Below are 24,427 nucleotides of genomic sequence, written 5' to 3' on the forward strand. Positions count from 1 at the left end.
ACCCTGTCCGACGAGGACGTGCTGCGTCGTCGCGCCAGCCTGCTGCAGCGTATGCACATCGATGGCTGGTTGCTGCTGCTGTTGCTGATTCTCGGCACTGGCAGCCTGTTCATTCTGTATTCGGCCAGTGGCAAGAACATCGACCTGCTGCTCAAGCAGGCGTCGTCCTTTGGCATTGGCATGCTCGCGGTGGTGGTGATTGCCCAGTTCGACCCGCGCTTCATGGCGCGTTGGGTGCCCCTTGCCTACGTGATAGGCGTCGCGCTGCTGATGGTGGTGGAAGTAATGGGCCATACCGCGATGGGCGCCACACGCTGGATCAATATCCCCGGGGTGATCCGCTTCCAGCCGTCGGAACTGATGAAGATCATCATGCCGATGACCATCGCCTGGTACCTGTCGCGGCACAACCTGCCGCCGCGCTTCAAGCATATTGTCGTCAGCCTGGCGATGATCGGTGTGCCCTTCGTACTGATCGTCAAGCAGCCGGACCTGGGCACCTCGTTGCTGATCCTCGCCTCGGGTGCGTTCGTGGTGTTCATGGCCGGCCTGCAGTGGCGCTGGATCATCGGCGCCGCCGCTGCCGTGGTGCCGGTCGCGGTGGGCATGTGGTACTTCGTCATGCATGACTACCAGAAACGCCGCGTGCTGACCTTTCTCAACCCGGAGAGCGACCCGCTGGGCGCGGGCTGGAACATTATCCAGTCCAAGGCCGCCATCGGTTCCGGCGGTGTATTGGGCAAGGGCTGGTTGCTGGGTACTCAGTCGCACCTGGATTTTTTGCCGGAAAGCCACACGGACTTTATCATTGCCGTGCTCGCGGAGGAGTTCGGCCTGGTCGGCGTCTGTCTGTTGTTGTTGCTCTATCTGCTACTGCTGGCGCGCGGCCTGGTGATCACCGCCCAGGCGCAGACGCTGTTCGGCAAGCTGCTGGCCGGGGCGCTGACCATGACCTTCTTCGTCTACGTATTCGTCAACATCGGCATGGTCAGCGGGTTGCTGCCGGTGGTTGGGGTTCCGCTGCCCTTCATTAGTTATGGCGGAACCCATCTGGTCACGCTGTTGTCAGGCTTCGGGATATTGATGGCGATCCACACCCACAGAAAGTGGATCGCTCAGGTTTGATTTGGGAGTTATGGGTTAATGCATTCTCTGCGTAGTTGGGCTGCTCGTACGTTGATGGGAGTCGGTATCGCCGGCGTGTTCGGCACTGGCGCTCAGGCGCTGGCGGCCGATTACGACGGCTCGCCGCAGGTGGCCGAGTTCATCGAGGAAATGACCCGCGACTATGGCTTTGCCAGTGAGCAACTGGTCAGTCTGTTCGCCGAGGTCGAGCGCAAGCAGGCGATTCTCGACGCCATCTCGCGTCCGGCCGAGAAGGTCAAACCCTGGAAGGACTATCGCCCGATCTTCATCACCGACAAGCGTATCGCCCAGGGTGTCGAGTTCTGGAACAAGAACCAGGCGGCGCTGGAAAAGGCAGAAGCCGAGTACGGCGTGCCGCCACAGTTCATCGTCGCCATCATCGGCGTGGAAACGTTCTACGGCGGCAATACCGGCAGCTGGCGGGTGATGGATGCACTGTCGACCCTGGCCTTCGATTATCCGCCGCGTGCACCGTTCTTCCGCAAGGAACTGCGTGAGTTTCTGCTGCTGACCCGTGAGGAGCAGGTCGACCCGACCAGCCTCAAGGGCTCTTACGCCGGTGCCATGGGCTTGCCGCAGTTCATGCCGAGCAGCTTCCGTGCTTACGCCGTGGACTTCGACGGCGACGGCCATATCAACATCTGGAGCAACCCGACCGATGCCATCGGCAGTGTTGCCAGCTATTTCAAGCGTCACGGCTGGCAGGCCGGCGGCCAGGTCGCCAGTCGCGTCGAGGCCAGCGGTGCTCGCGTCGACGAAGGCCTGACCCAGGGCCTGGACCCGGTGAAAAGCGTCGCCGAACTGCGCGCGCTGGGCTGGAAGAGCCAGGACAAACTGGCAGAAGACCTGCCGGTGACCGCATTCCGTCTGGAAGGCGCGCAAGGCGACGAATACTGGTTCGGTTTGCCCAACTTCTACACCATCACCCGCTACAATCGCAGCGTGATGTATGCCATGGCAGTCAACCAACTGGCCGAACTGCTGGTCGAAACGCGGGGTAATCGATGAGTGCGTCCAAACTGCTGCCGCTGGCAGCCTGCGTAACGGCAGCGCTGTTGCTGGCGAGCTGCTCCTCCAATCGGGCACCGCAGCCCGCGGTGGTGCCCGGTCAGTCGGCCGGTATCTCTGGCCCGGATGATTTCAACCGTCCACACAGAGATGGCGCACCCTGGTGGGACGTCGATGTCTCGAAGATTCAGGACGCCATCCCCATGCCACATTACGGGCCGGTCAAAGCCAGCCCCTATGTGGTGTTCGGCAAGCAGTACTACCCGATTCAGGACGCCCGTCGCTACCAGGCGACAGGGCCTGCTTCCTGGTACGGCACCAAATTCCATGGCCAGGCCACTGCCAACGGCGAAACCTACGATCTGTATGGCATGACCGCAGCGCACAAGACATTGCCGCTGCCCAGTTACGTGCGCGTGACCAACCTGGAGAACGGCAAGGTGGTGATCCTGCGGGTCAATGACCGTGGGCCGTTCTACTCCGACCGCATCATCGATCTGTCCTTCGCTGCCGCTAAGAAGCTCGGCTATGCCGAGAAGGGCACTGCGCGGGTCAAGGTCGAAGGTATCGACCCGCACGAGTGGTGGGCGCAGCAGGGCCGTCCGGTGCCATTGGTGCTGGCCAACAATCAGCCGGCCAAGGCTGCTGTTGCTCAACCCGTCGCGCAGCCCGTGCCGCAGGTCGTCGAGCAGTACGCGCCGCCGCCCGCACAGCACGCCGCTGCGGTGGTGCCTGTGCAGATCGACGCAAAAAAAAACGATTCACTCGGAGCCTCTGGCCTGTATCTCCAGGTGGGAGCCTTCGCCAATCCGGACGCTGCGGAGCTGCTCAAGTCCAAGCTGAGCCAGACCAGCAGTGTGCCGGTGTTCATCAGCTCAGTGGTGCGCGACCAGCAGATTCTGCATCGGGTGCGCATGGGGCCGATCAGCAACCAGGGCGAGGCTGAGCAGCTGCAGAGCAGTGTGCGCCTGGCCAACCTGGGGCAGCCCACGCTCGTGCGTGCCGACTGATGGCAACTTAACCGGTGTTTGCCGGACTAAATCCGAGGCTCGCCTACTGGCGAGTCGAAAGATGGCCCTACGGGGCCGTACAACCCATGCAACGATTTTCGAGAGACGGATGAACATCACCAGCTTCGTGCAACGTGCTTCACTGGTTCTTACCCTTCTGGCCGCGCCACTCGCCATGGCCAACCAGCAGGTGGTGCCTGCGGCGCCGCAACTGGCCGCCAAATCCTATGTGCTGATGGACGCCGCCAGCGGCAACGTCCTGGTCGAGAACAACGCTGACCAGCGCCTGCCGCCGGCCAGTCTGACCAAGCTGATGACCGCCTACATCGCCACCCTGGAAATCCGCAACGGCAAGATCGGCGAGCAGGATCTGGTGACCATCAGCGAGCATGCCTGGCGCACCGGTGGCGCCGCGTCCGGTGGTTCCACCATGTTCCTGCCACTGAACAGCCAGGCCACGGTCGACGATCTGCTGCACGGCATCATCATCCAGTCCGGCAACGACGCCAGCATCGCCATCGCCGAATACATCGCCGGCAGCGAAGACGCCTTCGCCGACATGATGAACGCCACCGCCGAACGCTTGGGCATGAAGAACAGCCACTTCATGAACGCTACCGGCCTGCCGCACCCGGAGCACTACTCCAGTGCCCATGACATGGCGATCCTGGCGCGCGCGATCATCGACGAGGACGCCGAGCACTATGCGATCTACTCGCAGAAGGAGTTCCTCTGGAACAACATCAAACAGCCCAACCGTAACCTGCTGCTGTGGCGCGACCGTACCGTCGATGGCCTGAAAACCGGTCACACCTCGGAGGCCGGCTACTGCCTGGTGGCCTCGGCCGTGCGTGATGGCGCGCGCATGATCACCTCGGTATTCGGTACCGACAGCGAGCAGGCCCGTGCGGCGGAAACCCAGAAGCTGCTGACCTATGGCTTCCGCTTCTTCGAAAGCCGCACCTTCTACCAGAAAGGCGCAGAGCTGGCTCAGGCCACCGTCTGGAAGGGCGCTACACATCAGGTCAAGGCAGGTCTGGCAGAGAACCTGACCATCACCATGCCCAAGGGCCAGCTGGAAAAACTGCAGGCCAGCATGATCATCAACCCGCAGCTGATCGCCCCGATCCAGCAGGGCGATGTGATCGGCAAGGTCGAAGTCAAACTGGGTGACGACGTGGTGCGCAGCACCGATCTGGTGGCGCTGGAGCCGGTAGAAGAGGGCGGCCTGCTGCGTCGTCTGTGGGACAGCATTCGACTGTTCTTCTTCGGCCTGTTCAACTGACAGGCACCGCTGAAAGCGACCTGCGTTGTCGTCATGGCATTGAAACCGGCTGAAGCAGTGCCCATTTACGTGTTGTAAGCCATGCCTCTTTTAGCCCGCCGCTCCAACCCGGAGCGGCCCTTTCTGGACGGGCCACAAGCCCGCTGATGCCATGACCGATAGCGATGTCCAACCGCCAAAAATCGAATTTCCCTGTGAGCGTTACCCGATCAAGGTCATTGGTACCGCTGGCGAGGGTTTCTCCGACCTGGTAATCGAAGTGATCCAGCGCCACGCCCCCGACCTGGATACCTCCACGTTGGTGATGCGTGACAGCCGCAACGGTAACTTCCTTTCCGTTCAGGTGCTGATCACTGCCACCGGTGTCGAGCAGCTGCAGGCGATTCACGTCGATCTGCGTGCAACCGGCCGTGTGCATATGGTGCTGTGATACCCATGCCCGAGCTTGTCGTCCGTCACCTCGGGCTGGTCGACTACCAGCCCACGCTGGAGGCCATGCGCCAACTGACCCGTGAGCGCGATGCGCAGACCCCGGACGAAATCTGGTTGCTGCAACATCCCAAGGTGTTCACTCAGGGGCAGGCCGGCAAGGCCGAGCATGTGCTCGCTGCGGGCGATATCCCGGTGATCCAGGTCGAGCGTGGCGGGCAGGTGACCTATCACGGTCCTGGGCAGCTGGTGGCCTATCTGATGCTCGATCTACGTCGCCTCGATCTCGGCGTGCGTGAGCTGGTCACCGCCATGGAGCAGAGCCTGGTCGAGCTATTGGCCGGCTATGGCATCGAGGCGGCGCCCAAGGCGGATGCGCCCGGTGTATACGTGGCAGGTGACAAGATCGCTTCCCTGGGGCTGCGCGTCAGCCGTGGCTGCTCGTTCCACGGCCTGGCGCTGAACGTCGATATGGAAATGGCGCCTTTCCTGCGTATCAACCCCTGTGGCTACGCCGGGTTGAAGATGGTGCAGCTGCGTGACCTGATGCCATCGCCGCCCGCGTTCGACGACGTGGCGCAACGTCTGGAGCAGGCGTTGCGCGCCCGTCTGGGCTACGCGTAGCGGATTGTGGTGCCGCCCAAGCGGCATGATATTGGCGATTTCTTGGTGCGCACGGTGCACCCTACGAGCTGTAGTCCGGCTGAGTCGTGCGTAGTGCGCGCTGTGCGCAGCAATGAGGTCACTGCATTTCGGCGTGCCGAGTGCATCTTTCTGTCAGCAACGAAAAAGGGACGCCGAGGCGTCCCTTTTTCGTTGGTCGTGAAGATCTCAGTTCAGATTCAGCGCCGGAATGAGGCTGGCGTTGACCTCCTGGCCAGGCACCGGAACCGGGGCGGCGAGGCCCAGGTTGTTCTTCTCGAACACGCGGTCGGCGCGATAGCTGGAACGTACCAGCGGGCCAGCGGCGACTTCCATGAAGCCTCTCTCGAGGCCGATGTCACGGAAGCGATTGAACTCTTCAGGGCTGACCCAGCGTTGCACCTTGAGGTGGTTGCGCGTGGGTTGCAGGTACTGGCCGAGGGTAAGGATGTCCACGCCGATGGCGCGCAGGTCATCCATGGTTTCCAGGATTTCCTCGTCGGTTTCACCCAGGCCAAGCATCAGGCTGGTCTTGGTCAGTACGTCCGGACGGTGTTTCTTGGCGTGCTCGAGCACCTTGAGGGTCTTCTCGTAGCCAGCGCGCGGGTCGCGAACCACATAGGTGAGGCGTTTGACCGTCTCGACGTTCTGCGCAAACACTTCCAGGCCGGAGTCGACCACGCGTTCGATGGCCTGGTGATCGCCATCGAAGTCCGGAGTCAGGGCCTCGACCACCACCTGCGGGGTGTTTTCCTTGATCGCTCGCACGCAAGCTGCATAGTGGCCGGCGCCGCCGTCTTCGAGGTCGTCACGATCCACCGAGGTCAGCACGATATAACGCAGGGCCATCAGCTCCACCGATTTGGCGGTGTTCTGTGGCTCTTCCAGATCCAGCCAGCCATTGGGGTTGCCGGTGTCCACGGCACAGAAACGGCAGGCACGGGTGCACACCGAGCCCATCAGCATGATGGTGGCCGTGCCGTTGGACCAGCACTCGCCCATGTTCGGGCAGTGCGATTCCTGGCAAACGGTGCTCAGGCGGTGTTCGCCGACGTTGCGCTTGACGGCCTCGAAACGGCTGCCGCCAGGGGCCTTGACCCGCAGCCACTTGGGCTTGGGTTCGAAAACCTGGGGCTCGGCCGAGGCGCGGCGCTTCTGGCCATCCTTGATCGCGGTGATGCCTTGGGCGGTGCGAAACTTTTCGCCGCTGGCGACGGATTTGGGCGAGGAGGTGTCGGACATCGGAAATCTGGGCTCCGGTAGAGGCTCCGTGGGCAGGTGGCTTTTGGCCGCCGGCCAGTCTACCACAGAAGGTGTATGCAGACGTTGAGGCCGCCTGTCGACAAAGCACCGGCAAGGTGCCGCCTGGGCGTCGCTGTGACAGCTTGGCAAAGGGCTCGCCACTGATGGCAAGCCCTGCCGGAACAGGCCTGGATTCAGCGTGTGCGCAGCTGTTCCAGCAGCTGGGTATTGGGGTAGCCATCGGCTGGCCAGTTCAACTGCAGTTGCAGGGCGCGAATGGCCTTGCGCGTATTGGCGCCGATGATGCCGTCGGCCGGGCCTGGGTCGAATCCTGCCTTGGTCAGCAGCTCCTGCAGTTCGACGCGTTCGCTACGACCCAGTTGGCGCTCGCCGCGCGGCCACTGTCCTTTGACTTCGCTTGGACGCAGCAGGTTGTCGGCGAGCAGGCCGATGGCCAGCGCGTAGGACGTGGAGTTGTTGTACTTGAGGATGCTGCGGAAGTTATCCAGCAACAGGAAAGCCGGGCCTTTGTGGCCGGCGGGCAATTGCAGGCTGGCGCGGGCACTGGCGGCCGCACCGGTCGGTGCCAGCGGGCGGACGCCGAGCTCCGCCCATTCGGCCAGCGTGCGGCGCTGATCGGGATCGGCCAGGGCGTAGTCGAAGCCGTTCGGTAGATTCACCTCGAAGCCCCAAGGTTGACCACGCTGCCAGCCAGAGGCCTGTAGATAATGTGCGGCGGATGCCAGCGCGTCGGTCGAAGAACCCCACAGGTCGCGCTTGCCGTCGCCGTCGAAGTCGACGGCATGCTGGTTGTAGGTCGTTGGCATGAACTGGGTCTGCCCCATGGCACCGGCCCAGGAGCCGATCATGCGCTCGCTGGACACATCGCCGTTCTGCAGGATTTGCAGGGCAGCCAGCAATTGAGCGCGCCAGAAACCCTGGCGGCGACCGTCATAGGCCAGGGTGGCGAGGGAGCGAATGACGCTATTGCTGCCGATGTTGTTGCCGAAGTTGCTCTCCAGGCCCCAGATGGCTACCAGGATCGGGGCTTCGACGCCGTACTGCTGCTCGATGCGTTGCAGCACCAGGCTGTGCTGAGCTAGCAGTACCCGGCCGCGGCCGATACGGCTGGAGGAGACGGCACCGTCCAGATATTCCCACACCGGGCGAGTGAACTCGGGCTGACTACTGTCTGCCTTGAGTACCGCAGGGTCGGGGGTGACGCCGGCGAATACGCGATCGAACAGCGCTGCGTCGATGCCGGCGGCAATCGCTTCGCTACGCATCGTCTGGCGCCAGTCGGCAAAACTGGGCAAGGGCGTTTCGGCAGCAGTCTGGACCGCTGCAGGGGCAGTGGTGGTAGGCAGATTTTCCGCTGGGGCCTGGGCGCAGGCCGCCAGCAGCAGGAGAGGAAGCAGAGCCAGGGCGCGACGTGGAAGCTGGTGTGGCATGTCTATCTCAAGGCGTTTAAGCAGGCGGTTACCTTAGCACGCTCGACGGGGATTCTGGGCTATCAGCGAAGCGAAGAGGCCCATAAAGCAAGAAGCCTCCCAATTGTGGGAGGCTTCGCGGCGGTAGCTGCCTTTACCTTTCTGTGGTCGTTCCTGGCGGGAGCGAAACAGTGGCTGGGCGACGATGGATTTGGCCTTGTTCGGCCGTTTGCCGGCTTTCTTGCTCATGGCGTTTCCTCATGCAGACTGGCCTGCGCCAATGCAGGCGGCGGAGACTATGCGCCGCTGTACAGAAAATGTCCAGATTTGGGGCGCCTGCAGGGCGGATGCAGCCCGCCATTACTGGGCGGCGGGCGACGCCTGCACTACGGAGCGAGACGCAGCCTTTGTCCGGACAGTTGCAGAGTTAGCATGGCCAGCTCGCTCCACGGATCACCGGGCGCCTGGCCCTTGATCTGTGCGTCGATCAACTGCGCCTGCTGCAGCAACTGGCCCCAGCGTTTGCTGCTGTGGCGCTGCAAGGCTTTGGAAACCAGGGGGCGACGTTTATCCCAGACTGGCGGGCGGGCGCTGGAGAAGGCTTTGTCCAAGGGAATACCCTGGCTCTGCTGGTGGGCGATGCCGGCCAGTAGACGAATCTCGCGCGCCAGTGCCCAGAGGATCACCGGGGTTTCCACACCTTCGCCACGCAGTCCTTCGAGGACGCGCAGGGCGTGTGCGGCATCGCCAGCGAGGGCGCAGTCGATCAGGCCGAAGACGTCAAACCGCGCACTGTCGGCCACGGCGGCCTGGACGGTTTCGGCATCGACCTGGTTGCCGTCGGCGAGCAGCTTGAGTTTTTCCACTTCCTGAGCGGCGGCCAGCAGGTTGCCTTCCACCCGCGCGGCGATCATGTCCACCGCATCGGCGCTGGCGCTCAGGCCGGCCTGCGCGAGGCGCTGGCGAATCCACTGCGGCAGCTGATTGGCATCCACCGGCCAGATCTGGATGAACTGGCTCACCTGGCCGTCGATCAGCGCTTTGGCCCATTTGGATTTTTGCGTGCTGCCATCGAGCTTGGGCAGGCTCAGCAGCAGGACGGTGTCCTCGGGGGGGCGGGCCAGGTACTCGAGCAGCGCGGCGGTGCCCTTGTCGCCTGGCTTACCGGAAGGCAGGCGCAGTTCCAGCAGGCGCTTCTCGGCGAACAGCGAGAGGCTGGCACCCGCCTGCAGCAGGTTGCCCCAGTCGAAGTTGGCTTCGGCATTGAACACCTGGCGTTCGCCGAACCCTTGCTGGCGACAGGCATTGCGGATGGCGTCAGCAGTTTCCTGGCACAGCAATGGCTCATCGCCGCTGATCGCATAGACAGGCGCAAGTGCGCCTTGCAGGTGTTTGCCGAGTTGCGCGGGGGCAAGCTTCATCGAGTCGATGTCATCAGGCAGACGGGGCGTCGGGCCGCAGGTGCGGCCCTTGAGCCTTTAGCGGGACGGCAGTTCGATTGGCGACTGCTGCGGGGCGACCTGGCTCGCGCGCGCACGGCGCTCAGCTTCCAGTGCTTCGGCTTCGGCCTTGGCACGGGCTTCTGCGGTCTGCTGCAGTTGATCCAGTCGCTCTGGGCTGATCTGTTGCAGGCTGAACATCAGTTGCTGGATCATTTCACGGCGCAGTTCACCGCGCAGCTGAGCGGCTTCCTGGTCGGAGCCCGCGAGGTTGTTGTCGTCCTGCTGGTAGTAGTTCTGCACTTCCACCTTGTTGCCGGTCAGCAGCAGGTTCTTCGCGCCGCGGATCTCGTATTCCAGGCCCATGGTCAGCTCGTACTCGGCGGTACGCGCACCGCTGCTGTAGCTGGCACTGCGACGATTTTCGGTCTCGCGGGCGATCACCAGTTTGTAGGGCGCACCGGGGTAGACGCGAACATCGTTGTTCTCCAGCACTTCGCGCACTTGCTGCACGGTGTCGCCATAGGCGTCGCGCGCGCTGACGTCGAGTTCCTTGAGGGCGAACTGCATGTCGCCGGTGCCGCGCAGCTGGAAGCCGCACGCGCTGAGCAGGCCAGCCAGGCCGATGATCAGCAGATTCCGTTTCATCATTCTCATATCCCCTTGGCGGATCACGGCGCCACACATGTGTGGCGCCGAGCTTAATCAGTTGGCGACTATGTTGACCAGCTTGCCTGGCACCACGATGACCTTGCGAATGCTCAGGCCTTCGGTGAAGCGCAGCACGTTTTCGTTGGCACGGGCGGCGGCTTCGACGTCTTCACGGCTGGCGCTGGCTGCCACGATGATCTCGCCACGCAGTTTGCCGTTGACCTGTACCACCAGGGTCAGGCTGTCCTGCACCAGGGCCGATTCGTCGACCTGTGGCCACTGCGCATCGATCACCGCATCGGTGTGACCCAGGTGTTGCCACAGCTCGTGGCTGATATGCGGGGTGATCGGCGCGAGCAGCAGGGTGACGATTTCCAGGCCTTCCTGAGCCAGTGCGCGATCCTGTTCGGTCGCGGTGGCGGCCTTTTCCATCACGTTCATCAGGGTCATCACCTGGGCGATGGCGGTGTTGAATTTGTGGTGCTGGCCGATATCGTTGCTGGCCTGCTTGATCGCCAGGTGAATGGCGCGGCGCACGGCCTTCTGCTCGTCGGTGAGAGTGTTCACGTCCAGCTTGCCCGGCAGGCCGGCGCTGATGTGACTCTGAGCCAGACGCCAGACGCGACGCAGGAAGCGGTTGGCGCCTTCGACACCGGCATCCGACCACTCGCAGCTCATGTCGGGCGGCGAGGCGAACATCATGAACAGGCGGCAGGTGTCGGCGCCGTACGCGTCGATCATGTCCTGCGGGTCGACGCCGTTGTTTTTCGACTTGGACATCTTCTCGGTGCCGCCGATTTCCACCGGCAGGCCATCGCTCTTGAGCTTGGCGCCGATGACCTTGGCTTTGGCATCACGCTCGACTTCCACGTCGGCCGGGTTGAACCAGTCCTTGCCGCCGTTCTCCAGGGTGCGGTAGTAGGTCTCGGCGACCACCATGCCTTGGGTCAGCAGGTTCTTGAACGGCTCGTTGGACGACACCAGGCCTTCGTCGCGCATCAGCTTGTGGAAGAAGCGCGCGTACAAGAGGTGCAGGATGGCGTGCTCGATGCCACCGATGTACTGATCCACCGGCAGCCAGTGGTTGGCCGCAGCCGGGTCGACCATGCCGCCGGTGTATTGCGGCGAAGCGTAGCGCGCGTAGTACCAGGACGACTCGACGAAGGTGTCCATGGTGTCGGTTTCGCGCTTGGCCGGGGCGCCGCATTTCGGGCAACTGCACTCGTAGAACTCGGGCATCTTCGCCAGCGGCGAGCCAGCGCCGTCCGGCACCACGTCTTCGGGCAGCACCACCGGCAACTGGTCTTCCGGCACCGGCACGTCGCCGCAGGTGTCGCAGTGGATGATCGGGATCGGGCAGCCCCAGTAGCGCTGGCGGCTGATGCCCCAGTCGCGCAGGCGGAACTGGGTCTTGCGGGCGCCGTGCTCGCTGGCTTCCAGGTCGCTGACGATGGCGTCGAAGGCGGCGCTGAAGTCCAGGCCGTCATACTTGCCGGAGTTGATGGTGGTCAGGCCGGCCTTGTCACCGTACCAATCCTGCCAGGTGCTGGCGTCGTAGTCCTTGCCTTCACCGGCGTAGACCTGCGTGATCGGCAGGTCGTACTTGTTGGCAAATTCGAAGTCGCGCTCGTCATGCGCCGGTACGGCCATTACCGCACCTTCGCCGTAGCCCCACAGCACGTAGTTGGCGACGAATACCGGCAGCTTGTCGCCGGTCAGCGGATGAATGACGAACTGGCCGGTGGCCAGGCCCTTTTTCTCCATGGTGGCCATGTCGGCCTCGGCCACGGAGCCGGCCTTGCATTCGGCGATGAAGGCGGAGATGGCGGCGTTGCCCTCGGCGGCGCGCTGGGCCAGCGGATGCTCGGCGGCCACGGCGACGTAGGTGGCGCCCATCAGGGTGTCGGGGCGGGTCGAGTAAACCTTCAGTTGGCCGTCGATGCCGATGCTGGCGACGTCGTAGTCGAACACGATGTCGGCACCGAAGCTCTTGCCGATCCAGTTGCGCTGCATGGTCTTGACCTGCTCGGGCCAGCCATCCAGCTCATCCAGGCTGCTCAGCAGCTCTTCGGCATAAGCGGTGATCTTGAAGTAGTACATCGGGATTTCGCGCTTCTCGATCAGCGCGCCCGAACGCCAGCCACGGCCGTCGATGACCTGCTCGTTGGCCAGTACGGTCTGGTCCACCGGGTCCCAGTTGACGGTACCGTTCTTGCGGTAGATCACGCCCTTTTCGAACAGGCGGGTGAACAGCCACTGCTCCCAGCGGTAGTAATCCGGCTTGCAGGTGGTGACTTCGCGCGTCCAGTCGATGGCCAGGCCCAGCGATTTGAGCTGGGACTTCATGTAGGCGATGTTCTCGTAGGTCCACTTGGCCGGCGCTACCTGGTTCTTCATCGCGGCGTTTTCCGCCGGCATGCCGAACGCGTCCCAGCCCATCGGCTGCAGCACGTTCATGCCCTGCATACGCTGGTAGCGGGCGATCACGTCACCGATGGTGTAGTTGCGCACGTGCCCCATGTGTAGCTTGCCGCTGGGGTAGGGGAACATCGACAGGCAGTAGAAGGTGTCCTTGCCGGGTTGTTCGCTGACGACGAAGGATTGTTGCGCGTCCCAGTGGGACTGCGCGGCGGCTTCTATTTCACGGGGCGAGTACTGTTCGTGCATGGCTCTGGCGCTGAAGGAATGGGGCTTGCGGAAAACGTCGTAGCATACATGAGCGCCGTCTATCGAGGGAAACCCAGATTATGCCGAGCCCGCCGTTGGTCGCGGCGCCAGGCTGCACGCAGGGCCTTCGCTAAGCTTTACTCAAGGCCCGCGATTGTCGGGGCTCGCGAGGTGGTTAGATGGTGGATGCACGGCAGGCGGAACGAGGGGGTGGCCTTTACGAGCGACTGCTGCAAAGGCTTGCCTTGGCTCTCGAAGAGGCCGATACCGCGAGTCGCCTGCATGCCGAGCCGCTGCGCGAGCTGGAGCTTGATGGGCTGAGTCCGGCGGAGCTGGACCTGATCCGTGCCTACCTCAATCGTGACCTGCACTGGCTGCGCGGCTGGCACGCGGCGGCTGAAGAGTTGGCGCTGATACAGCGCCAGCCACTGCGCAGTGCCAAATCCGTTGGCGGCAAGCCGATGGGCAGGGTCAAGCCGATGATGAAGCGGCGTCAGGCGCTTTGTTGCGCACTCTGCGGTGCGCCAGTCAGCTGGCATCGAGGGCAGGATGCACGAGCTTGCCAGGCCTGTGGCTCCAGGCTGTTTCGCAGCGGCAATCCGCGTTAGCGGCTAGTTGAAAACCAACCTGCTAGGCTTGGGCGCCCCGGAGGTGCCTGATGCCGATTCGCTTCATCCTTAAACAGCTGTTGATGCCGCCAGGCGTTCTACTCCTGCTGATCGCGCTGGGCTGGTGGCTGCGTCGCCGCTTTCCACGGCTCGCGTTTGCCTGCTTTGCCGTCGGTTTCGGTGGGCTGTGGCTGATGAGCCTGCCAGCCATGACGCAGTGGAGTGCCGCCTGGTTGGAGCGGGAGCCGGTGCTGGAGCAGGCGCAGTGGGCAACGCTGGCGCAGCGTGCCGACGCCATCGTGATTCTCGGTGCCGGGCGCGAGCAGAATGATCCGGGCTGGGGGCGTACCGATCAGCCTGGGCTGATGGCCTTGGAGCGCCTGCGCTACGCCGCTCGCCTGGCGCGCGCCTCCGGCCTGCCACTTGCTGCCACTGGCGGCCTGCACTACGGCCAGCCGCCCAGTGAGGCAGCGTTGATGGCCGATGCCATGCGCCTCGACTACGGGCTGGAGATTCGCTGGCTGGAGGAGCAAAGCCGCACCACCTGGGAGAATGCCGTGCTCAGCGCTGAATTGTTGCAGCCCCAGGGCGTGCGGCGCGTGGTGCTGGTCACCCAGGCCTGGCATATGCAGCGTGCACGCTGGAGTTTCGAGCAGGCCGGCTTCGAGGTGATCACCGCGCCGATGGGCTATCTCAGCGCGGGTTACGATCGCCCGCTGGGTGGCTGGCTACCGGAGTCGAGGGCTATCTGGCAGAGCAGTCAGTTGCTCAACGAGTTCATAGGGTTGTTGGCGTATCCCATTGTCTACGGCAAGCAGTAGGGCGTGCTCGCCGCAGGCAGTTCGCCTGCGGATTCTGCGTTCCGAGGGCTGGCGGGCTGCTCGCTTCGCTCGCGAGACCGCCCTACAGCGTCTTGGCCATGCGGCTGGCCAGCAGCGCCCAGCCCAATAGCAGGGCGCAGAGAATCGCCAGTGGCCAGATGCGCCATTGCAGGTAGGGCGTGAGCCCCTGCATGGGCACCACTTCGCCGTAGAGCACGCCGCGTTCGAACTGCGGCAAGCGGAACTGGATGCGCCCTTGTGGATCGATGATCACCGTCATGCCGTTGTTGGTGGCGCGGATCATCCAGCGCCCGGCCTCCAGTGCGCGCATCTGTGCCATCTGCAGGTGCTGTAGCGGGCCGATGGAGGTGCCGAACCAGGCATCGTTGCTGACCGTCAGCAGGATGTCGCTGTCCGCCGCAAGTGCCGCCGCGAACTCCGGGTAGACCACTTCGTAGCAGATGAACGGCGCGATGCGATGTCCCTTGGCCAGCAGCGGTGACTGGTCATTCGGGCCGCGGGCGAAGTCGGACATCGGCAGGTCGAAGAAAGCGATCAAGCCGCGCAGCAGGTCCTGCAGGGGCACGTATTCACCGAACGGCACCAGCTTCTGCTTGAGGTAGGTGCCCTGGCCTTCGCCAAAACTGGTGATCGCATTGTAATAGCGAATCTCCCCGCGCTCGTTGGACTGCCGCACCGGTACGCCGGTGATCAGCGCACTGTTGCGGTCACGGGCGAAGCGATCCATCACGCCGATATAGCCTTGCGCCATGTCCTTGAGTACCGGGATCGCCGTTTCCGGCCAGACCAGTATGTCGACCTGCTTGGCGCTGAAGCTGAGGTCGCGGTACAGGGCGAGCTGCGCGTTGAGCTGGGCCGGGTCCCATTTCATGTTCTGTTCGACGTTGCCCTGCACGGCGGCGACGGTGAGGCTGTTGCCGGCGGCGCGGGTCCAGTTGTGATCCTTAAGTGCCAGGCCTGCGAGCCAGGGGCTCAGCAGCAGAAGCAGAGCGCAGAGGTAACGCGGTTTATGCTTGCGCAGTTGCTCCAGGTTGATGATCAGCGCCGCCGACAGGGCGATGACGAAGGACGACAGCCAGACTCCGCCAATTGGCACCAGGCCGGCCAGCGGTCCTTCGAGCTGGCTGTAGCCGGCGTAGAGCCAGGGGAAGCCGGTGAGGAACCAGCCGCGAAACACTTCCTGGGCGACCCATAGCGCGGCGAATGCCAGGGCGTCGGCCAGTGGCGCTTCGTTGCGGCGTATCCAGCGCGCCCAGAGGGCGCCTGTCAGGGCGAAGAGCAGGCCCAGGCCGGCGACGAAACCCAGGGTGAGAAAGCCGGCCAGTGCCGGTGATGCCGCGCCATAGTCATGGATGCTGACATACACCCAACTGGTGCCGGCGGCGAACAGACCGAAGCCGTAGCTCCAGCCGCGCAGCGCTGCCTGGCCGGGGCGCAGATGGCGTAGGCCGAAATAGAACAGGGCAATGGACAGCACGGCCAATGGCCAGAGATCGAACGGGGCGAGCGCCAGGGTGGTCAGGGCGCCTGCGCCGCAGGCAAGCAGGTGGCCGGGCCAGCCTGGACGAGTGATCCATTGCAGCATGGTTAGATCCTTGGAATCAGGGTGGCGCAAGGGTAGAGCGGAAATGGCGCAGGGGGAAGCGGCCGCCCTCGCTGGGCAAGGGCGGCTGAGACTCAGCGGCTAACCGGCGTCAGGCGCAGCAGGTGGATGCGGCGGCTGTCAGCATTGAGCACGCGGAAGCGGAATTCGCCGATCTCGGTGACTTCATTGCGCTTGGGCAGGTGGCCAAAGGCGCTCATCACCAGACCACCGACGGTGTCGTACTCGTCGTCGGAGAACTCGCTGTCGAAGGTTTCGTTGAAACTGTCGATGGGCGTCAGCGCCTTGATCAGGTAGTCGCCGGATGGCAGCGGCTTGATGTAGCCGTCTTCCTCGACATCGTGCTCATCCTCGATGTCGCCGACGATCTGCTCGAGCACGTCCTCGATGGTCACCAGGCCGGCGACGCCGCCGTATTCATCGATGACCACGGCCATGTGGTTGTGGTTGGCGCGGAACTCACGCAGCAGCACGTTCAGGCGCTTGGACTCGGGCACGAAGGTGGCCGGGCGCAGCAGGTCCTTGATGTTGAAGTTGGGCTGTTCGCCCTGCAGGATCAGCGGCAGCAGATCCTTGGCCAGGAGGATGCCGATCACGTCGTCGAGGCTCTCGCCGACTACCGGATAGCGCGAGTGCGCGGCATCGATGATGGCGGGCAGGAACTCGCGGGGCGTCTGGCTGGCCTTGATGCTGATCACTTGCGAGCGCGGCACCATGATGTCGCGTACCTGCAGGTCGGCGACCTGAATGGCGCCTTCGACGATGGCCAGTGCTTCGCTGTCGAGCAGCTTGTTCTGGTGGGCTTCGCGCAGGACTTCCAGCAGTTCCTGGCGGTTTCTCGGCTCATGAGCAAAAGCCTGGGTCAGCTTGTTGAACCAGGACTTCTGCTCGTTGCTCGATCGGTCTTCGCTCATGGCGTTTTACTCGGGGTCCTTTTCATTAGGAGATTCGTCACCGGCATACGGGTCGGGATGACCCAATTCGGCGAGCAATTGTCGTTCCAGATCTTCCATCTCGAGGGCTTCGTCTTCCTCGATGTGGTCATAGCCCAGCAGGTGCAGGCAGCCGTGGATCACCAGGTGCGCCCAGTGCGCCTCCAGCGCCTTGCCTTGCTCGGCCGCTTCGCGCTCGACCACTGGCACGCAGATCACCAGGTCGCCGAGCAGCGGGATGTCGAGAATTCCATCGGGAATCTCGGCAGGGAAGGACAGGACGTTGGTGGCGTAGTCCTTGTGCCGCCAGGTATGGTTCAGCTCACGACCTTCGGCCTCGTCGACCAGGCGGATGGTCAGCTCCGAATCGGCCGTGCGTTGGCGTAGCGCCAGCTCGCACCAGCGGCGCAGTTGCGCCTCGTCCGGGTGCTGGCCGTCACTGGCCAGTTGCAGGTCCAGTTCAAGCATCGTGGCCGTCGCCCTTGCCGTTCAGGCGTGCGTCGTGGCGCTCGTAGGCTTCGACGATGCGCTGCACCAACGGGTGGCGCACCACGTCTTTGGGCTTGAAGTGGGTGAAGCTGATGCCGGGCACGTCACGCAGTACCTCGATGACGTGGGCCAGGCCGCTCTTGGTGCCACGCGGCAGGTCGACCTGGGTGATGTCGCCGGTGATCACGGCGGTGGAGCCGAAACCGATACGGGTGAGGAACATCTTCATCTGCTCGACTGTGGTGTTCTGACTTTCGTCGAGAATGATGAAGCTGTTGTTAAGCGTGCGGCCGCGCATGTAGGCCAGCGGCGCGATCTCGATCACCTGCTTCTCGATCAGCTTGGCTACGTATTCGAAACCGAGCATTTCGTAGAGTGCGTCGTACAACGGGCGCAGGTAAGGGTCGATCTTCTGTGCCAGGTCACCAGGCAGGAAGCCGAGCTTCTCGCCGGCCTCGACCGCCGGGCGCACCAGCAGGATGCGCCGCACTTGCTCGCGCTCCAGCGCGTCCACCGCGCAGGCCACGGCCAGGTAGGTCTTGCCAGTACCGGCCGGGCCGATGCCGAAGTTGATGTCGTTGTCGAGGATCGCCTTGACGTAGCGCTGCTGGTTGGCGCCGCGCGGTTTGATCACGCCCTTTTTGGTACGCAACGTCACTTGCGGAAGGTTGCTGGGGTTGACCAGTTCCTCGACGCCGGACTCCTGCAGGTACAGGTGCACCAGGTCGGGCGATAGCTCGGTGGCTTTGGTTTCGCGGTACAGCTTGCGCAGCAGTTGCTCGGCAGCCTGGGTCTTGTCGGCGCTGCCGAGCATTTCGAACTGGTTGCCACGGTTGCGGATTTCCAGACCAAGGCGCTCTTCGATCAGGCGCAGGTGCTCGTCGAACTGGCCGCAGAGGTTGGCGAAACGGCGGGCCTCGAAGGGTTCGAGGGTGAAACGATGAGGTTCTAGAGAGGCGTTCAAGGTGATGGAGTGATCGTCACTTGTCTGGGTATGAAAAGGCAGCATAACGCTGGTCGCCCACAACGCAAAGTGTGGACGACCGCTACGTTAGTGGAGGGTCTCGGCATCCAGTAGGGTGCCGCGCAGCGAGTGCGGCAGGGCGTCGTCGATGTGCACGTCGACGAACTGGCCGATCAGGCGCGGGTTATCGCAGCGGAAATTGACGATGCGGTTCTGCTCGGTGCGGCCCTGGAGCATGCCCGGGTCCTTCTTCGAATAATCGCTGACCAGGATGCGTTGCACCGTGCCGACCATGCGCCGGCTGTTCTCGAAGCCGTTCTGGTTGATGCGGTGCTGCAGCAGGGCCAGGCGCTGTTTCTTCACCTCGTCCGGGGTGTCGTCGACCAGGTCGGCGGCCGGGGTGCCGGGGCGCGAGCTGTAGATGAAGGAGAAGGAGAAGTCGAAGCCGACGTCCTCGATCAGCTTCATGGTCTGCTCGAAATCCTTCTCGGTCTCGCCGGGGAAGCCGACGATGAAGTCGGAGCTGATCAGGATGTCCGGTACCGCCGCACGCAGTTTGCGGATGCGCGACTTGTATTCCAGCGCGGTGTGGTTGCGCTTCATCGCCGCAAGGATGCGGTCGGAGCCGGACTGCACCGGTAGGTGCAGGTATTTGACCAACTGCGGGATCTCGGCGTGGGCCTGGATGATCGCGTCGGAGAACTCCAGCGGGTGGCTGGTGGTGTAGCGGATGCGCTCGACGCCATCGAGGGCTGCCACGGCATGCAGCAGTTCGGCGAAGTCGGCGATATGGCCGTCCGGGGCTTCCCCGCGATAGCCGTTGACGTTCTGCCCGAGCAGGGTGATTTCCTTCACGCCCTTCTCGGTCAGGGAGGTGATTTCCATCAACACGTCGACCAGCGGGCGGCTGACTTCCTCGCCACGGGTGTAGGGCACCACGCAGAAGGTGCAGTACTTGCTGCAGCCTTCCATCACCGAGACGAAGGCGCTGGGGCCGTCGACGCGTGGCTCGGGCAGGCGGTCGAATTTCTCGATCTCGGGGAAGCTGATGTCCACCTGGGCGGTCTTGGTCACGCGCGCGGCGTCGATCATTTCCGGCAGGCGGTGCAGGGTCTGCGGGCCGAATACCACGTCGACATAGGGCGCGCGGTCGCGGATCGCCGCGCCTTCCTGGCTGGCCACGCAGCCGCCGACACCGATCACCAGATCCGGGTTGGCCTGCTTCAGCTCGCGCCAACGGCCGAGCTGGGAGAACACCTTGTCCTGCGCCTTCTCACGGATCGAGCAGGTATTTAGCAGGATCACGTCGGCTTCTTCGGGTTTTTCCGTGACCTCCAGGGCCTGATGCTCGCCCAGCAGGTCGACCATGCGCGAGCTGTCGTACTCGTTCATCTGGCAACCGTGGGTTTCGATATAGAGCTTCTTGGTCATGGCACTGTCTGAGGTGGTTAAAAAATGACCGCGCATTATAGGCGTGTGCCAAGAGCGATGCCACCGCTCAGTTCCTGTAGCCCGGATTGCATCCGGGCTACGCATGCGGCGCTGTGCTATTCTGCGCGCCCCGTTTTTCCTGACTTCGAGTCTTCATGAGCAAGCGCGATCCCATCTACAAGGTGATTTTTCTCAACCAGGGCCAGGTGTACGAGATGTACGCCAAGCAGATCTATCAGAGCGATCTGTGGGGCTTTCTGGAAGTGGAGGAGTTCGTCTTCGGCGAGCGCAGCCAGCTGGTGGTCGACCCCAGCGAGGAGAAGCTCAAGGCGCAGTTCGAGGGGGTGGTGCGCAGCTTCGTACCGATGCACGCGATCATCCGCATCGACGAGGTAGAGCGTCTGGGCACGGCGAAGATCAGCGAAGCCAAGGGCGGCGGCAACGTCATGCCATTCCCCATGCCGATGCCGGATAAATAAGCTCAGAGTCGTAGGGTGCGCCACGCGCACCAGTGTTTTTAAGGCAGCGGCGAGAAGGGCGATCGACCTTCGGCGGTCTGCAGCTCCAGCAGGTAGCTACGGAAGATCTGCCCCAGCACCTGGCTGGCGATTTCCAGTTCATCGCGACGCATCTGTGCCGACACCAGGTCGGCGCTGTCCATGGCTTCGTCCGATCCGTTGACCGATGCCATCTTCAACACGATATAGGCCTGCACGTTGTTGGCCGGTACGCCTTCGCCACGGAAGAACATGGTGCCCAGGCGCAACTGTGCTTCGGCGTGGCCTTGCAGTGAGGCGCGTTCGAACCAGGTCAGGGCCTGCTTGAGATCACGTGGGGTGCGTTTGCCGTCGTAGTAGTACTCACCCAGCTCATAGGCAGCCTGCATGTTGCCGGCGCGCGCCATCTCCTGGCAGCTGGCCAGGGCGTCGGGCATCTCTTCGGGGGAGGCGTTCAGGGTGCAGCTGCCGCTGGCGGGGATCAGCAGGGAATTGCCGCCTGCAAACGCAAACAGCGGGAGGAAAAGCAACAGGCAGCCCAGGGACAGGGTGCGGCCGGTGCGGTTCATCTGGATAACGGGACCTCGGCAATTCAGGGCGGGTGACGTGCCCGGTCGGCGCAAAACGTGCCGACCGTCGCATTATGGAATAAACCGGGCGGTTGTTACAAAGCCTGTTTCTTCGCACTTCCCGGCAGGCTCAGCAGTAGCCAGGCCAGCAGTGGGTACGCCGGTGTCAGCAGCACGTGGAACAGGTCGATGCGGCGCAGCGGCCCGATCACTCCCTCGGTACCGACCGCTACGCCGGCCAGCAGGAACAGGCCCACGACCACAGCTGCGCTGATTGCCGGTGCGCGGCGTGGCCATTGGACTGCGCCGGCATAGAGGATCAGCACCAGCGTGGCCAGATTCAGCGCCAGGCGGTAGTCCTCCATATATCCAAGTTGGCGGAACAGCTCGAAGCAGGCGCACAGCCCGAGCAGGATGCGCCCCCAGTTCGGTCTGCTCCAGGCCCAGCCGCGACCTAGCGCCAATGCAGCGGCACCGAGCAGGGGCAGGCCGAGAAAGCTGCTGGCCTGCGAGAGCCACAGGTGTGCGGGCTGCCAGCTTGGGTCGAAGCCGTAGCGAATCACGCCGACGCTGGCCGCTGCAGCCGGCAGCAGAAAACCGAGCAGCGCGCAGAACAGTGCCGGCTGATCGCCTTCACCGTAGCGCCCGCGTGCCCGGCCGATCAGCCAGACACAGGCAGCGCACGCCAGTGCCAGCAACGCATCGCTGAAGGCAGTGCTGTACTGCATCAAGCTTTTTTCAGCTTGGCGAAGGCGCGTTCTGCGGCGGCGAAGGTGATGTCCAGCTCCTTGTCGCCATGGGCGATGGAGGTGAAGCCCGCTTCGAAGGCGCTCGGCGCCAGGTACACGCCGCCATCCAGCATCAGGTGGAAGAAGCGGTTGAAGCGTGCGCTGTCGCTGGCCATCACGTCGGCGAAGGTGACGATGTCGTCCGCGCCACTGAAGTACAGACCGAACATGGCGCCGGCCTGTGTGGTGACGAAGGGAATGCCGGCAGCATCGGCGCGTTCCTGCAGGCCGGCGAGCATGCGCGAGGTGTAGTCGGTCAGCTCGCTGTGGAAGCCCGGACGGCTGATCAGCTTGAGGGTGGTCAGGCCGGCAGCCATCGCCAGCGGGTTACCCGACAGGGTGCCGGCCTGGTAGACCGGGCCGAGCGGGGCGATGCATTCCATGATCGCGCGCTTGCCGCCGAAGCAGCCCACTGGCATGCCGCCGCCGATGATCTTGCCGAAGGTGGTCAGGTCCGGGTTCACACCGTAGTGCGCTTGCGCACCGCCGAGGGCGACGCGGAAACCGGTCATCACTTCGTCGAAGATCAGCACCACGCCATGCTTGTCGCACTGCTCGCGCAGGCCTTCGAGAAAACCTGGCGCCGGCGGCACGCAGTTCATGTTGCCGGCCACTGGCTCGACGATGATGCACGCCACTTCTTTGCCGACCTGCGCCAGGCACTCGGCCACGGCATCGATGTCGTTGAACGGCAGGGTCAGGGTGTGCTTGGCGAAGGCCGCCGGCACGCCCGCGGAGTTCGGCACGCCCTGGGTCAGGGCGCCGGAGCCGGCTTTGACCAGCAGGCTGTCGGAGTGGCCGTGGTAGCAACCCTCGAACTTGATGATGCTGTCGCGGCCGGTGTAACCACGGGCCAGGCGGATGGCACTCATGGTCGCCTCGGTACCGGAGCTGACCATGCGCACCATCTCAATCGACGGCACCAGGCCGCAAACCAGCTCGGCCATTTCGGTTTCCAGGGCGGTCGGCGCGCCATAGGACAGGCCGTGTTCGAGCTGACGACGCACCGAGTCGAGCACGTCCGGGTGGCTGTGGCCGAGGATCATCGGGCCCCAGGAACCGACATAGTCGACGTAGCGCTTGTCGTCTTCGTCCACGACGTAAGCGCCTTCGGCATGCTTGAAGAACAGCGGGGTGCCGCCGACGCTGCGGAAGGCGCGCACCGGCGAGTTGACGCCGCCGGGGATGTGTTTCTGGGCGTTGGCGAAGAGGATTTCGGAGCGGGACATGGCAGGTCTCTCTGGAAGCGAATCAGTCGAACAGCGCAGCAAAGGCGTGGGCGCGGTCTTCCACCTCAAGGGCGGAGTCGGCAGCGAACAGCGCGTGAATCACGGCGACCATGCTGGCGCCACGGGCGATCAGGCCGGGTGCGGTTTCCAGGGTCACGCCGCCGATGGCGACGATGGGCTGGGCAAAGCGCGCGCGGGCCTGATCCAGCAGCTCCACGGTGGCAGCCGGGGCGCCGGGTTTGGTGTTGGAATTGAAGAAGCGGCCAAAGGCGACATAGCTGGCGCCCTCGGCTACGGCGCGCTCGGCCAGCTCCAGCTGGGCATGGCAGGTACCGCCAATTACGGCATCCGTACCGAGACGGGCGCGGGCGGTGGCCAGCGAGCCATCGGTCTGACCCAGGTGCAGGCCGACGCCCAGGCGCGCAGCCAGTTCCAGGTCGTCGTTGATGATCAGCGTGGCGCCGTGGCGTTGGCAGAGTTCGGCCAGGGCTTGCGCTTCATCGAAGCGGCGTATGGCATCGCCTGATTTGTCGCGGTACTGCAGCAAGCGCGCGCCGCCAGCCAGCGCCGCTTCGGCGTAGGGCAGCAGCTTGCCACCCGCCAGCAGAGGGGTATCGGTGATGGCGTAGAGGCCGCGCAGACTCATTGGCCGTAATCCAGTGGCAGACGGCGTGGCACGTACTGGCCGTGACCGGGTTGCTCGGCGTCACGCAGGGTGCACCAGGTGTAATCGAGGGCGCTCTTCACCGCGCTGACCAGTTCCTGGCCGAGGGCCAGGCGCCCGGCCAGGGTGCTGGCCAGGGTGCAGCCGGAGCCGTGGTAGCTGCCGGGCAGGCGTGCGCAGGTAAAGGTGTGGCGACTTCCATCGCGGCTGTACAGGCGGTTGTGCACTTCGGCCTCATCGCCGTGGCCGCCGGTGATCAGCAGATGCTCGATGAAGGGCAGCAGTTTCTCGGCGCATTCGTCGGCGCTGCCTTCCGGCAGTTCGGCGAGGATGCGCGCTTCCGGCAGGTTCGGCGTGGCGATGGTGGACACGGCGAACAGGCGTTCACGCATGGCATAGCCCACGTCATCCTTGCCCAGCGAACCACCGCCGCCGGCGCGCAGCACCGGGTCGCAGACCAGCGGTACGCCAGGCAGCTGGCTCATCACTTCGAGCACGTTCTCGACCATCTCTACCGAGCCGAGCATGCCCAGCTTGACGGCGGCCACGGGCATGTCGGCGATCACTGCGCGGGCCTGGGCCAGTACCCAGTCGCGGTCGAGCACACGGAAGTCAGAGACGTTGACGGTATCCTGCACAGTCAGGGCGGTCACCGTCGGGGCGGCGTGGCAGCCTTGAGCCAGCAGGGCTTCGATATCAGCCTGCAGGCCGGCACCACCACTGGGGTCGTGACCGGACATACAGAGCACTACGGGGCGGGAGTTTGGCGTTTTCATGGTGCGCGAGCTTATCACTAACAGGCCTGACGTCGCTGCACGCCATGCCAGTTGCTAGCCTTTCTGATTCTCGTGCGTATTGGCAT

24 protein-coding genes and 1 pseudogene are annotated in these 24,427 nt (G+C 63.7%); 9 read left to right on the plus strand and 16 right to left on the minus strand.

Annotated elements, in window-relative coordinates; genetic code table 11:
• Window positions 1–21: 21 nt before the first annotated feature.
• The 6 genes from rodA to lipB all read left to right on the plus strand — a co-directional run bounded on the left by rodA (window position 22) and on the right by lipB (window position 5,502).
• Entirely contained in the window at window positions 22–1,125 is a 1,104-nt protein-coding gene (gene rodA, locus RTH74_RS17085) for a rod shape-determining protein RodA (RefSeq protein ID WP_279922021.1), read from the plus strand.
• An 18-nt stretch (window positions 1,126–1,143) separates the two neighbouring features.
• Window positions 1,144–2,154 (plus strand): lytic murein transglycosylase B, encoded by a 1,011-nt coding sequence (mltB, locus tag RTH74_RS17090; RefSeq protein ID WP_316915431.1) that lies wholly within the window; start codon window positions 1,144–1,146, stop codon window positions 2,152–2,154.
• Window positions 2,151–3,164 (plus strand): septal ring lytic transglycosylase RlpA family protein, encoded by a 1,014-nt coding sequence (locus tag RTH74_RS17095; RefSeq protein WP_106733489.1) that lies wholly within the window; start codon window positions 2,151–2,153, stop codon window positions 3,162–3,164. Before mltB ends, RTH74_RS17095 begins: the two co-directional genes overlap by 4 nt.
• A 109-nt stretch (window positions 3,165–3,273) precedes the next feature.
• A complete protein-coding gene (locus tag RTH74_RS17100) occupies window positions 3,274–4,449 on the plus strand; it encodes a D-alanyl-D-alanine carboxypeptidase family protein (RefSeq protein ID WP_316915432.1) in 1,176 nt (391 codons plus the stop codon).
• A gap of 151 nt (window positions 4,450–4,600) precedes the next feature.
• The gene (locus RTH74_RS17105; protein ID WP_017675504.1) at window positions 4,601–4,879 is read left to right on the plus strand and encodes a DUF493 domain-containing protein; all 279 of its coding nucleotides are present in this window, start codon (window positions 4,601–4,603) and stop codon (window positions 4,877–4,879) included.
• 5 nt (window positions 4,880–4,884) lie between these two features.
• Window positions 4,885–5,502: a lipoyl(octanoyl) transferase LipB gene (lipB, locus tag RTH74_RS17110; protein WP_316915433.1), complete on the plus strand. Its 618-nt coding sequence runs from the start codon at window positions 4,885–4,887 to the stop codon at window positions 5,500–5,502.
• 207 nt (window positions 5,503–5,709) lie between these two features.
• Here lipB and lipA read toward each other — a convergent pair whose 3' ends face one another.
• From lipA to leuS, 6 genes and pseudogenes are all read right to left on the minus strand, one after another.
• Window positions 5,710–6,762 (minus strand): lipoyl synthase, encoded by a 1,053-nt coding sequence (gene lipA / locus RTH74_RS17115; protein WP_316915434.1) that lies wholly within the window; start codon window positions 6,760–6,762, stop codon window positions 5,710–5,712.
• Window positions 6,763–6,956: 194 nt separating this feature from the next.
• Window positions 6,957–8,213: a lytic murein transglycosylase gene (locus RTH74_RS17120; RefSeq protein WP_125881758.1), complete on the minus strand. Its 1,257-nt coding sequence runs from the start codon at window positions 8,211–8,213 to the stop codon at window positions 6,957–6,959.
• An 81-nt stretch (window positions 8,214–8,294) separates the two neighbouring features.
• Window positions 8,295–8,441: pseudogene (gene arfA, locus RTH74_RS17125) on the minus strand (alternative ribosome rescue factor ArfA); the annotation flags it as partial.
• A gap of 137 nt (window positions 8,442–8,578) precedes the next feature.
• A complete protein-coding gene (gene holA / locus RTH74_RS17130; RefSeq protein ID WP_316915435.1) occupies window positions 8,579–9,613 on the minus strand; it encodes a DNA polymerase III subunit delta in 1,035 nt (344 codons plus the stop codon).
• A gap of 57 nt (window positions 9,614–9,670) precedes the next feature.
• Window positions 9,671–10,282: an LPS assembly lipoprotein LptE gene (gene lptE, locus RTH74_RS17135; RefSeq protein WP_296229642.1), complete on the minus strand. Its 612-nt coding sequence runs from the start codon at window positions 10,280–10,282 to the stop codon at window positions 9,671–9,673.
• Between the two features lie 54 nt (window positions 10,283–10,336).
• Window positions 10,337–12,949 (minus strand): leucine--tRNA ligase, encoded by a 2,613-nt coding sequence (leuS, locus tag RTH74_RS17140; RefSeq protein ID WP_316915436.1) that lies wholly within the window; start codon window positions 12,947–12,949, stop codon window positions 10,337–10,339.
• A gap of 179 nt (window positions 12,950–13,128) precedes the next feature.
• On the opposite strand from leuS, the gene RTH74_RS17145 reads away from it, so the two are divergent.
• A complete protein-coding gene (locus tag RTH74_RS17145; protein ID WP_179543964.1) occupies window positions 13,129–13,557 on the plus strand; it encodes a hypothetical protein in 429 nt (142 codons plus the stop codon).
• A gap of 50 nt (window positions 13,558–13,607) precedes the next feature.
• Entirely contained in the window at window positions 13,608–14,378 is a 771-nt protein-coding gene (locus RTH74_RS17150) for a YdcF family protein (RefSeq protein ID WP_316915437.1), read from the plus strand.
• 82 nt (window positions 14,379–14,460) lie between these two features.
• On the opposite strand, the gene lnt is transcribed toward RTH74_RS17150, so the two are convergent.
• From lnt to miaB, 5 genes are all read right to left on the minus strand, one after another.
• Window positions 14,461–15,984, minus strand: a complete 1,524-nt coding sequence (lnt, locus tag RTH74_RS17155; RefSeq protein ID WP_316915438.1) for an apolipoprotein N-acyltransferase — start codon at window positions 15,982–15,984, stop codon at window positions 14,461–14,463.
• A gap of 92 nt (window positions 15,985–16,076) precedes the next feature.
• Window positions 16,077–16,916, minus strand: a complete 840-nt coding sequence (locus RTH74_RS17160) for an HlyC/CorC family transporter (protein WP_099526377.1) — start codon at window positions 16,914–16,916, stop codon at window positions 16,077–16,079.
• Between the two features lie 6 nt (window positions 16,917–16,922).
• A complete protein-coding gene (gene ybeY / locus RTH74_RS17165; RefSeq protein WP_099526378.1) occupies window positions 16,923–17,402 on the minus strand; it encodes an rRNA maturation RNase YbeY in 480 nt (159 codons plus the stop codon).
• Window positions 17,395–18,387: a PhoH family protein gene (locus tag RTH74_RS17170; protein ID WP_099526385.1), complete on the minus strand. Its 993-nt coding sequence runs from the start codon at window positions 18,385–18,387 to the stop codon at window positions 17,395–17,397. Before RTH74_RS17170 ends, ybeY begins: the two co-directional genes overlap by 8 nt.
• Before the next feature lie 87 nt (window positions 18,388–18,474).
• On the minus strand, window positions 18,475–19,818 hold the full coding sequence (gene miaB / locus RTH74_RS17175; RefSeq protein ID WP_039965056.1) for a tRNA (N6-isopentenyl adenosine(37)-C2)-methylthiotransferase MiaB: 1,344 nt from the start codon (window positions 19,816–19,818) through the stop codon (window positions 18,475–18,477).
• Between the two features lie 155 nt (window positions 19,819–19,973).
• Between miaB and RTH74_RS17180 the strand changes: the two genes are divergently transcribed.
• Window positions 19,974–20,297 carry a DUF1820 family protein gene (locus tag RTH74_RS17180; protein WP_013717157.1) on the plus strand — a complete coding sequence of 108 codons (324 nt, stop codon included), beginning with the start codon at window positions 19,974–19,976 and terminating at the stop codon, window positions 20,295–20,297.
• A 38-nt stretch (window positions 20,298–20,335) separates the two neighbouring features.
• Here RTH74_RS17180 and RTH74_RS17185 read toward each other — a convergent pair whose 3' ends face one another.
• From RTH74_RS17185 to RTH74_RS17205, 5 genes are all read right to left on the minus strand, one after another.
• Window positions 20,336–20,884, minus strand: a complete 549-nt coding sequence (locus tag RTH74_RS17185; protein WP_036998232.1) for a tetratricopeptide repeat protein — start codon at window positions 20,882–20,884, stop codon at window positions 20,336–20,338.
• A 95-nt stretch (window positions 20,885–20,979) separates the two neighbouring features.
• Window positions 20,980–21,612, minus strand: a complete 633-nt coding sequence (locus RTH74_RS17190; protein ID WP_316915439.1) for a DUF6962 family protein — start codon at window positions 21,610–21,612, stop codon at window positions 20,980–20,982.
• Window positions 21,612–22,901: a glutamate-1-semialdehyde 2,1-aminomutase gene (gene hemL, locus RTH74_RS17195; protein WP_316915440.1), complete on the minus strand. Its 1,290-nt coding sequence runs from the start codon at window positions 22,899–22,901 to the stop codon at window positions 21,612–21,614. Before hemL ends, RTH74_RS17190 begins: the two co-directional genes overlap by 1 nt.
• A 22-nt stretch (window positions 22,902–22,923) precedes the next feature.
• The gene (thiE, locus tag RTH74_RS17200; RefSeq protein ID WP_316915441.1) at window positions 22,924–23,547 is read right to left on the minus strand and encodes a thiamine phosphate synthase; all 624 of its coding nucleotides are present in this window, start codon (window positions 23,545–23,547) and stop codon (window positions 22,924–22,926) included.
• Complete coding sequence (locus RTH74_RS17205; RefSeq protein WP_316915442.1) at window positions 23,544–24,341, minus strand: hydroxymethylpyrimidine/phosphomethylpyrimidine kinase; 798 nt, start codon at window positions 24,339–24,341, stop codon at window positions 23,544–23,546. Before RTH74_RS17205 ends, thiE begins: the two co-directional genes overlap by 4 nt.
• Window positions 24,342–24,427: the final 86 nt, after the last annotated feature.

It is taken from the genome of Pseudomonas sp. zfem001 (assembly GCF_032621725.1).
Lineage (GTDB): Bacteria > Pseudomonadota > Gammaproteobacteria > Pseudomonadales > Pseudomonadaceae > Aquipseudomonas > Aquipseudomonas sediminis.

What these genes read in the sequence shown, in the direction of transcription:
- holA (WP_316915435.1), bottom strand. Translation starts at nt 9,613, where the DNA reads ATGAAGCTTGCCCCCGCGCAACTCGGCAAACACCTGCAAGGCGCACTT.
- RTH74_RS17105 (WP_017675504.1), top strand. Translation starts at nt 4,601, where the DNA reads ATGACCGATAGCGATGTCCAACCGCCAAAAATCGAATTTCCCTGTGAG.
- RTH74_RS17185 (WP_036998232.1), bottom strand. Translation starts at nt 20,884, where the DNA reads ATGAACCGCACCGGCCGCACCCTGTCCCTGGGCTGCCTGTTGCTTTTC.
- RTH74_RS17180 (WP_013717157.1), top strand. Translation starts at nt 19,974, where the DNA reads ATGAGCAAGCGCGATCCCATCTACAAGGTGATTTTTCTCAACCAGGGC.
- RTH74_RS17205 (WP_316915442.1), bottom strand. Translation starts at nt 24,341, where the DNA reads ATGAAAACGCCAAACTCCCGCCCCGTAGTGCTCTGTATGTCCGGTCAC.
- lnt (WP_316915438.1), bottom strand. Translation starts at nt 15,984, where the DNA reads ATGCTGCAATGGATCACTCGTCCAGGCTGGCCCGGCCACCTGCTTGCC.
- ybeY (WP_099526378.1), bottom strand. Translation starts at nt 17,402, where the DNA reads ATGCTTGAACTGGACCTGCAACTGGCCAGTGACGGCCAGCACCCGGAC.
- RTH74_RS17160 (WP_099526377.1), bottom strand. Translation starts at nt 16,916, where the DNA reads ATGAGCGAAGACCGATCGAGCAACGAGCAGAAGTCCTGGTTCAACAAG.
- RTH74_RS17150 (WP_316915437.1), top strand. Translation starts at nt 13,608, where the DNA reads ATGCCGATTCGCTTCATCCTTAAACAGCTGTTGATGCCGCCAGGCGTT.
- RTH74_RS17145 (WP_179543964.1), top strand. Translation starts at nt 13,129, where the DNA reads ATGGTGGATGCACGGCAGGCGGAACGAGGGGGTGGCCTTTACGAGCGA.
- lipB (WP_316915433.1), top strand. Translation starts at nt 4,885, where the DNA reads ATGCCCGAGCTTGTCGTCCGTCACCTCGGGCTGGTCGACTACCAGCCC.
- mltB (WP_316915431.1), top strand. Translation starts at nt 1,144, where the DNA reads ATGCATTCTCTGCGTAGTTGGGCTGCTCGTACGTTGATGGGAGTCGGT.
- RTH74_RS17120 (WP_125881758.1), bottom strand. Translation starts at nt 8,213, where the DNA reads ATGCCACACCAGCTTCCACGTCGCGCCCTGGCTCTGCTTCCTCTCCTG.
- thiE (WP_316915441.1), bottom strand. Translation starts at nt 23,547, where the DNA reads ATGAGTCTGCGCGGCCTCTACGCCATCACCGATACCCCTCTGCTGGCG.
- RTH74_RS17190 (WP_316915439.1), bottom strand. Translation starts at nt 21,612, where the DNA reads ATGCAGTACAGCACTGCCTTCAGCGATGCGTTGCTGGCACTGGCGTGC.
- hemL (WP_316915440.1), bottom strand. Translation starts at nt 22,901, where the DNA reads ATGTCCCGCTCCGAAATCCTCTTCGCCAACGCCCAGAAACACATCCCC.
- RTH74_RS17095 (WP_106733489.1), top strand. Translation starts at nt 2,151, where the DNA reads ATGAGTGCGTCCAAACTGCTGCCGCTGGCAGCCTGCGTAACGGCAGCG.
- miaB (WP_039965056.1), bottom strand. Translation starts at nt 19,818, where the DNA reads ATGACCAAGAAGCTCTATATCGAAACCCACGGTTGCCAGATGAACGAG.
- lipA (WP_316915434.1), bottom strand. Translation starts at nt 6,762, where the DNA reads ATGTCCGACACCTCCTCGCCCAAATCCGTCGCCAGCGGCGAAAAGTTT.
- lptE (WP_296229642.1), bottom strand. Translation starts at nt 10,282, where the DNA reads ATGATGAAACGGAATCTGCTGATCATCGGCCTGGCTGGCCTGCTCAGC.
- leuS (WP_316915436.1), bottom strand. Translation starts at nt 12,949, where the DNA reads ATGCACGAACAGTACTCGCCCCGTGAAATAGAAGCCGCCGCGCAGTCC.
- RTH74_RS17100 (WP_316915432.1), top strand. Translation starts at nt 3,274, where the DNA reads ATGAACATCACCAGCTTCGTGCAACGTGCTTCACTGGTTCTTACCCTT.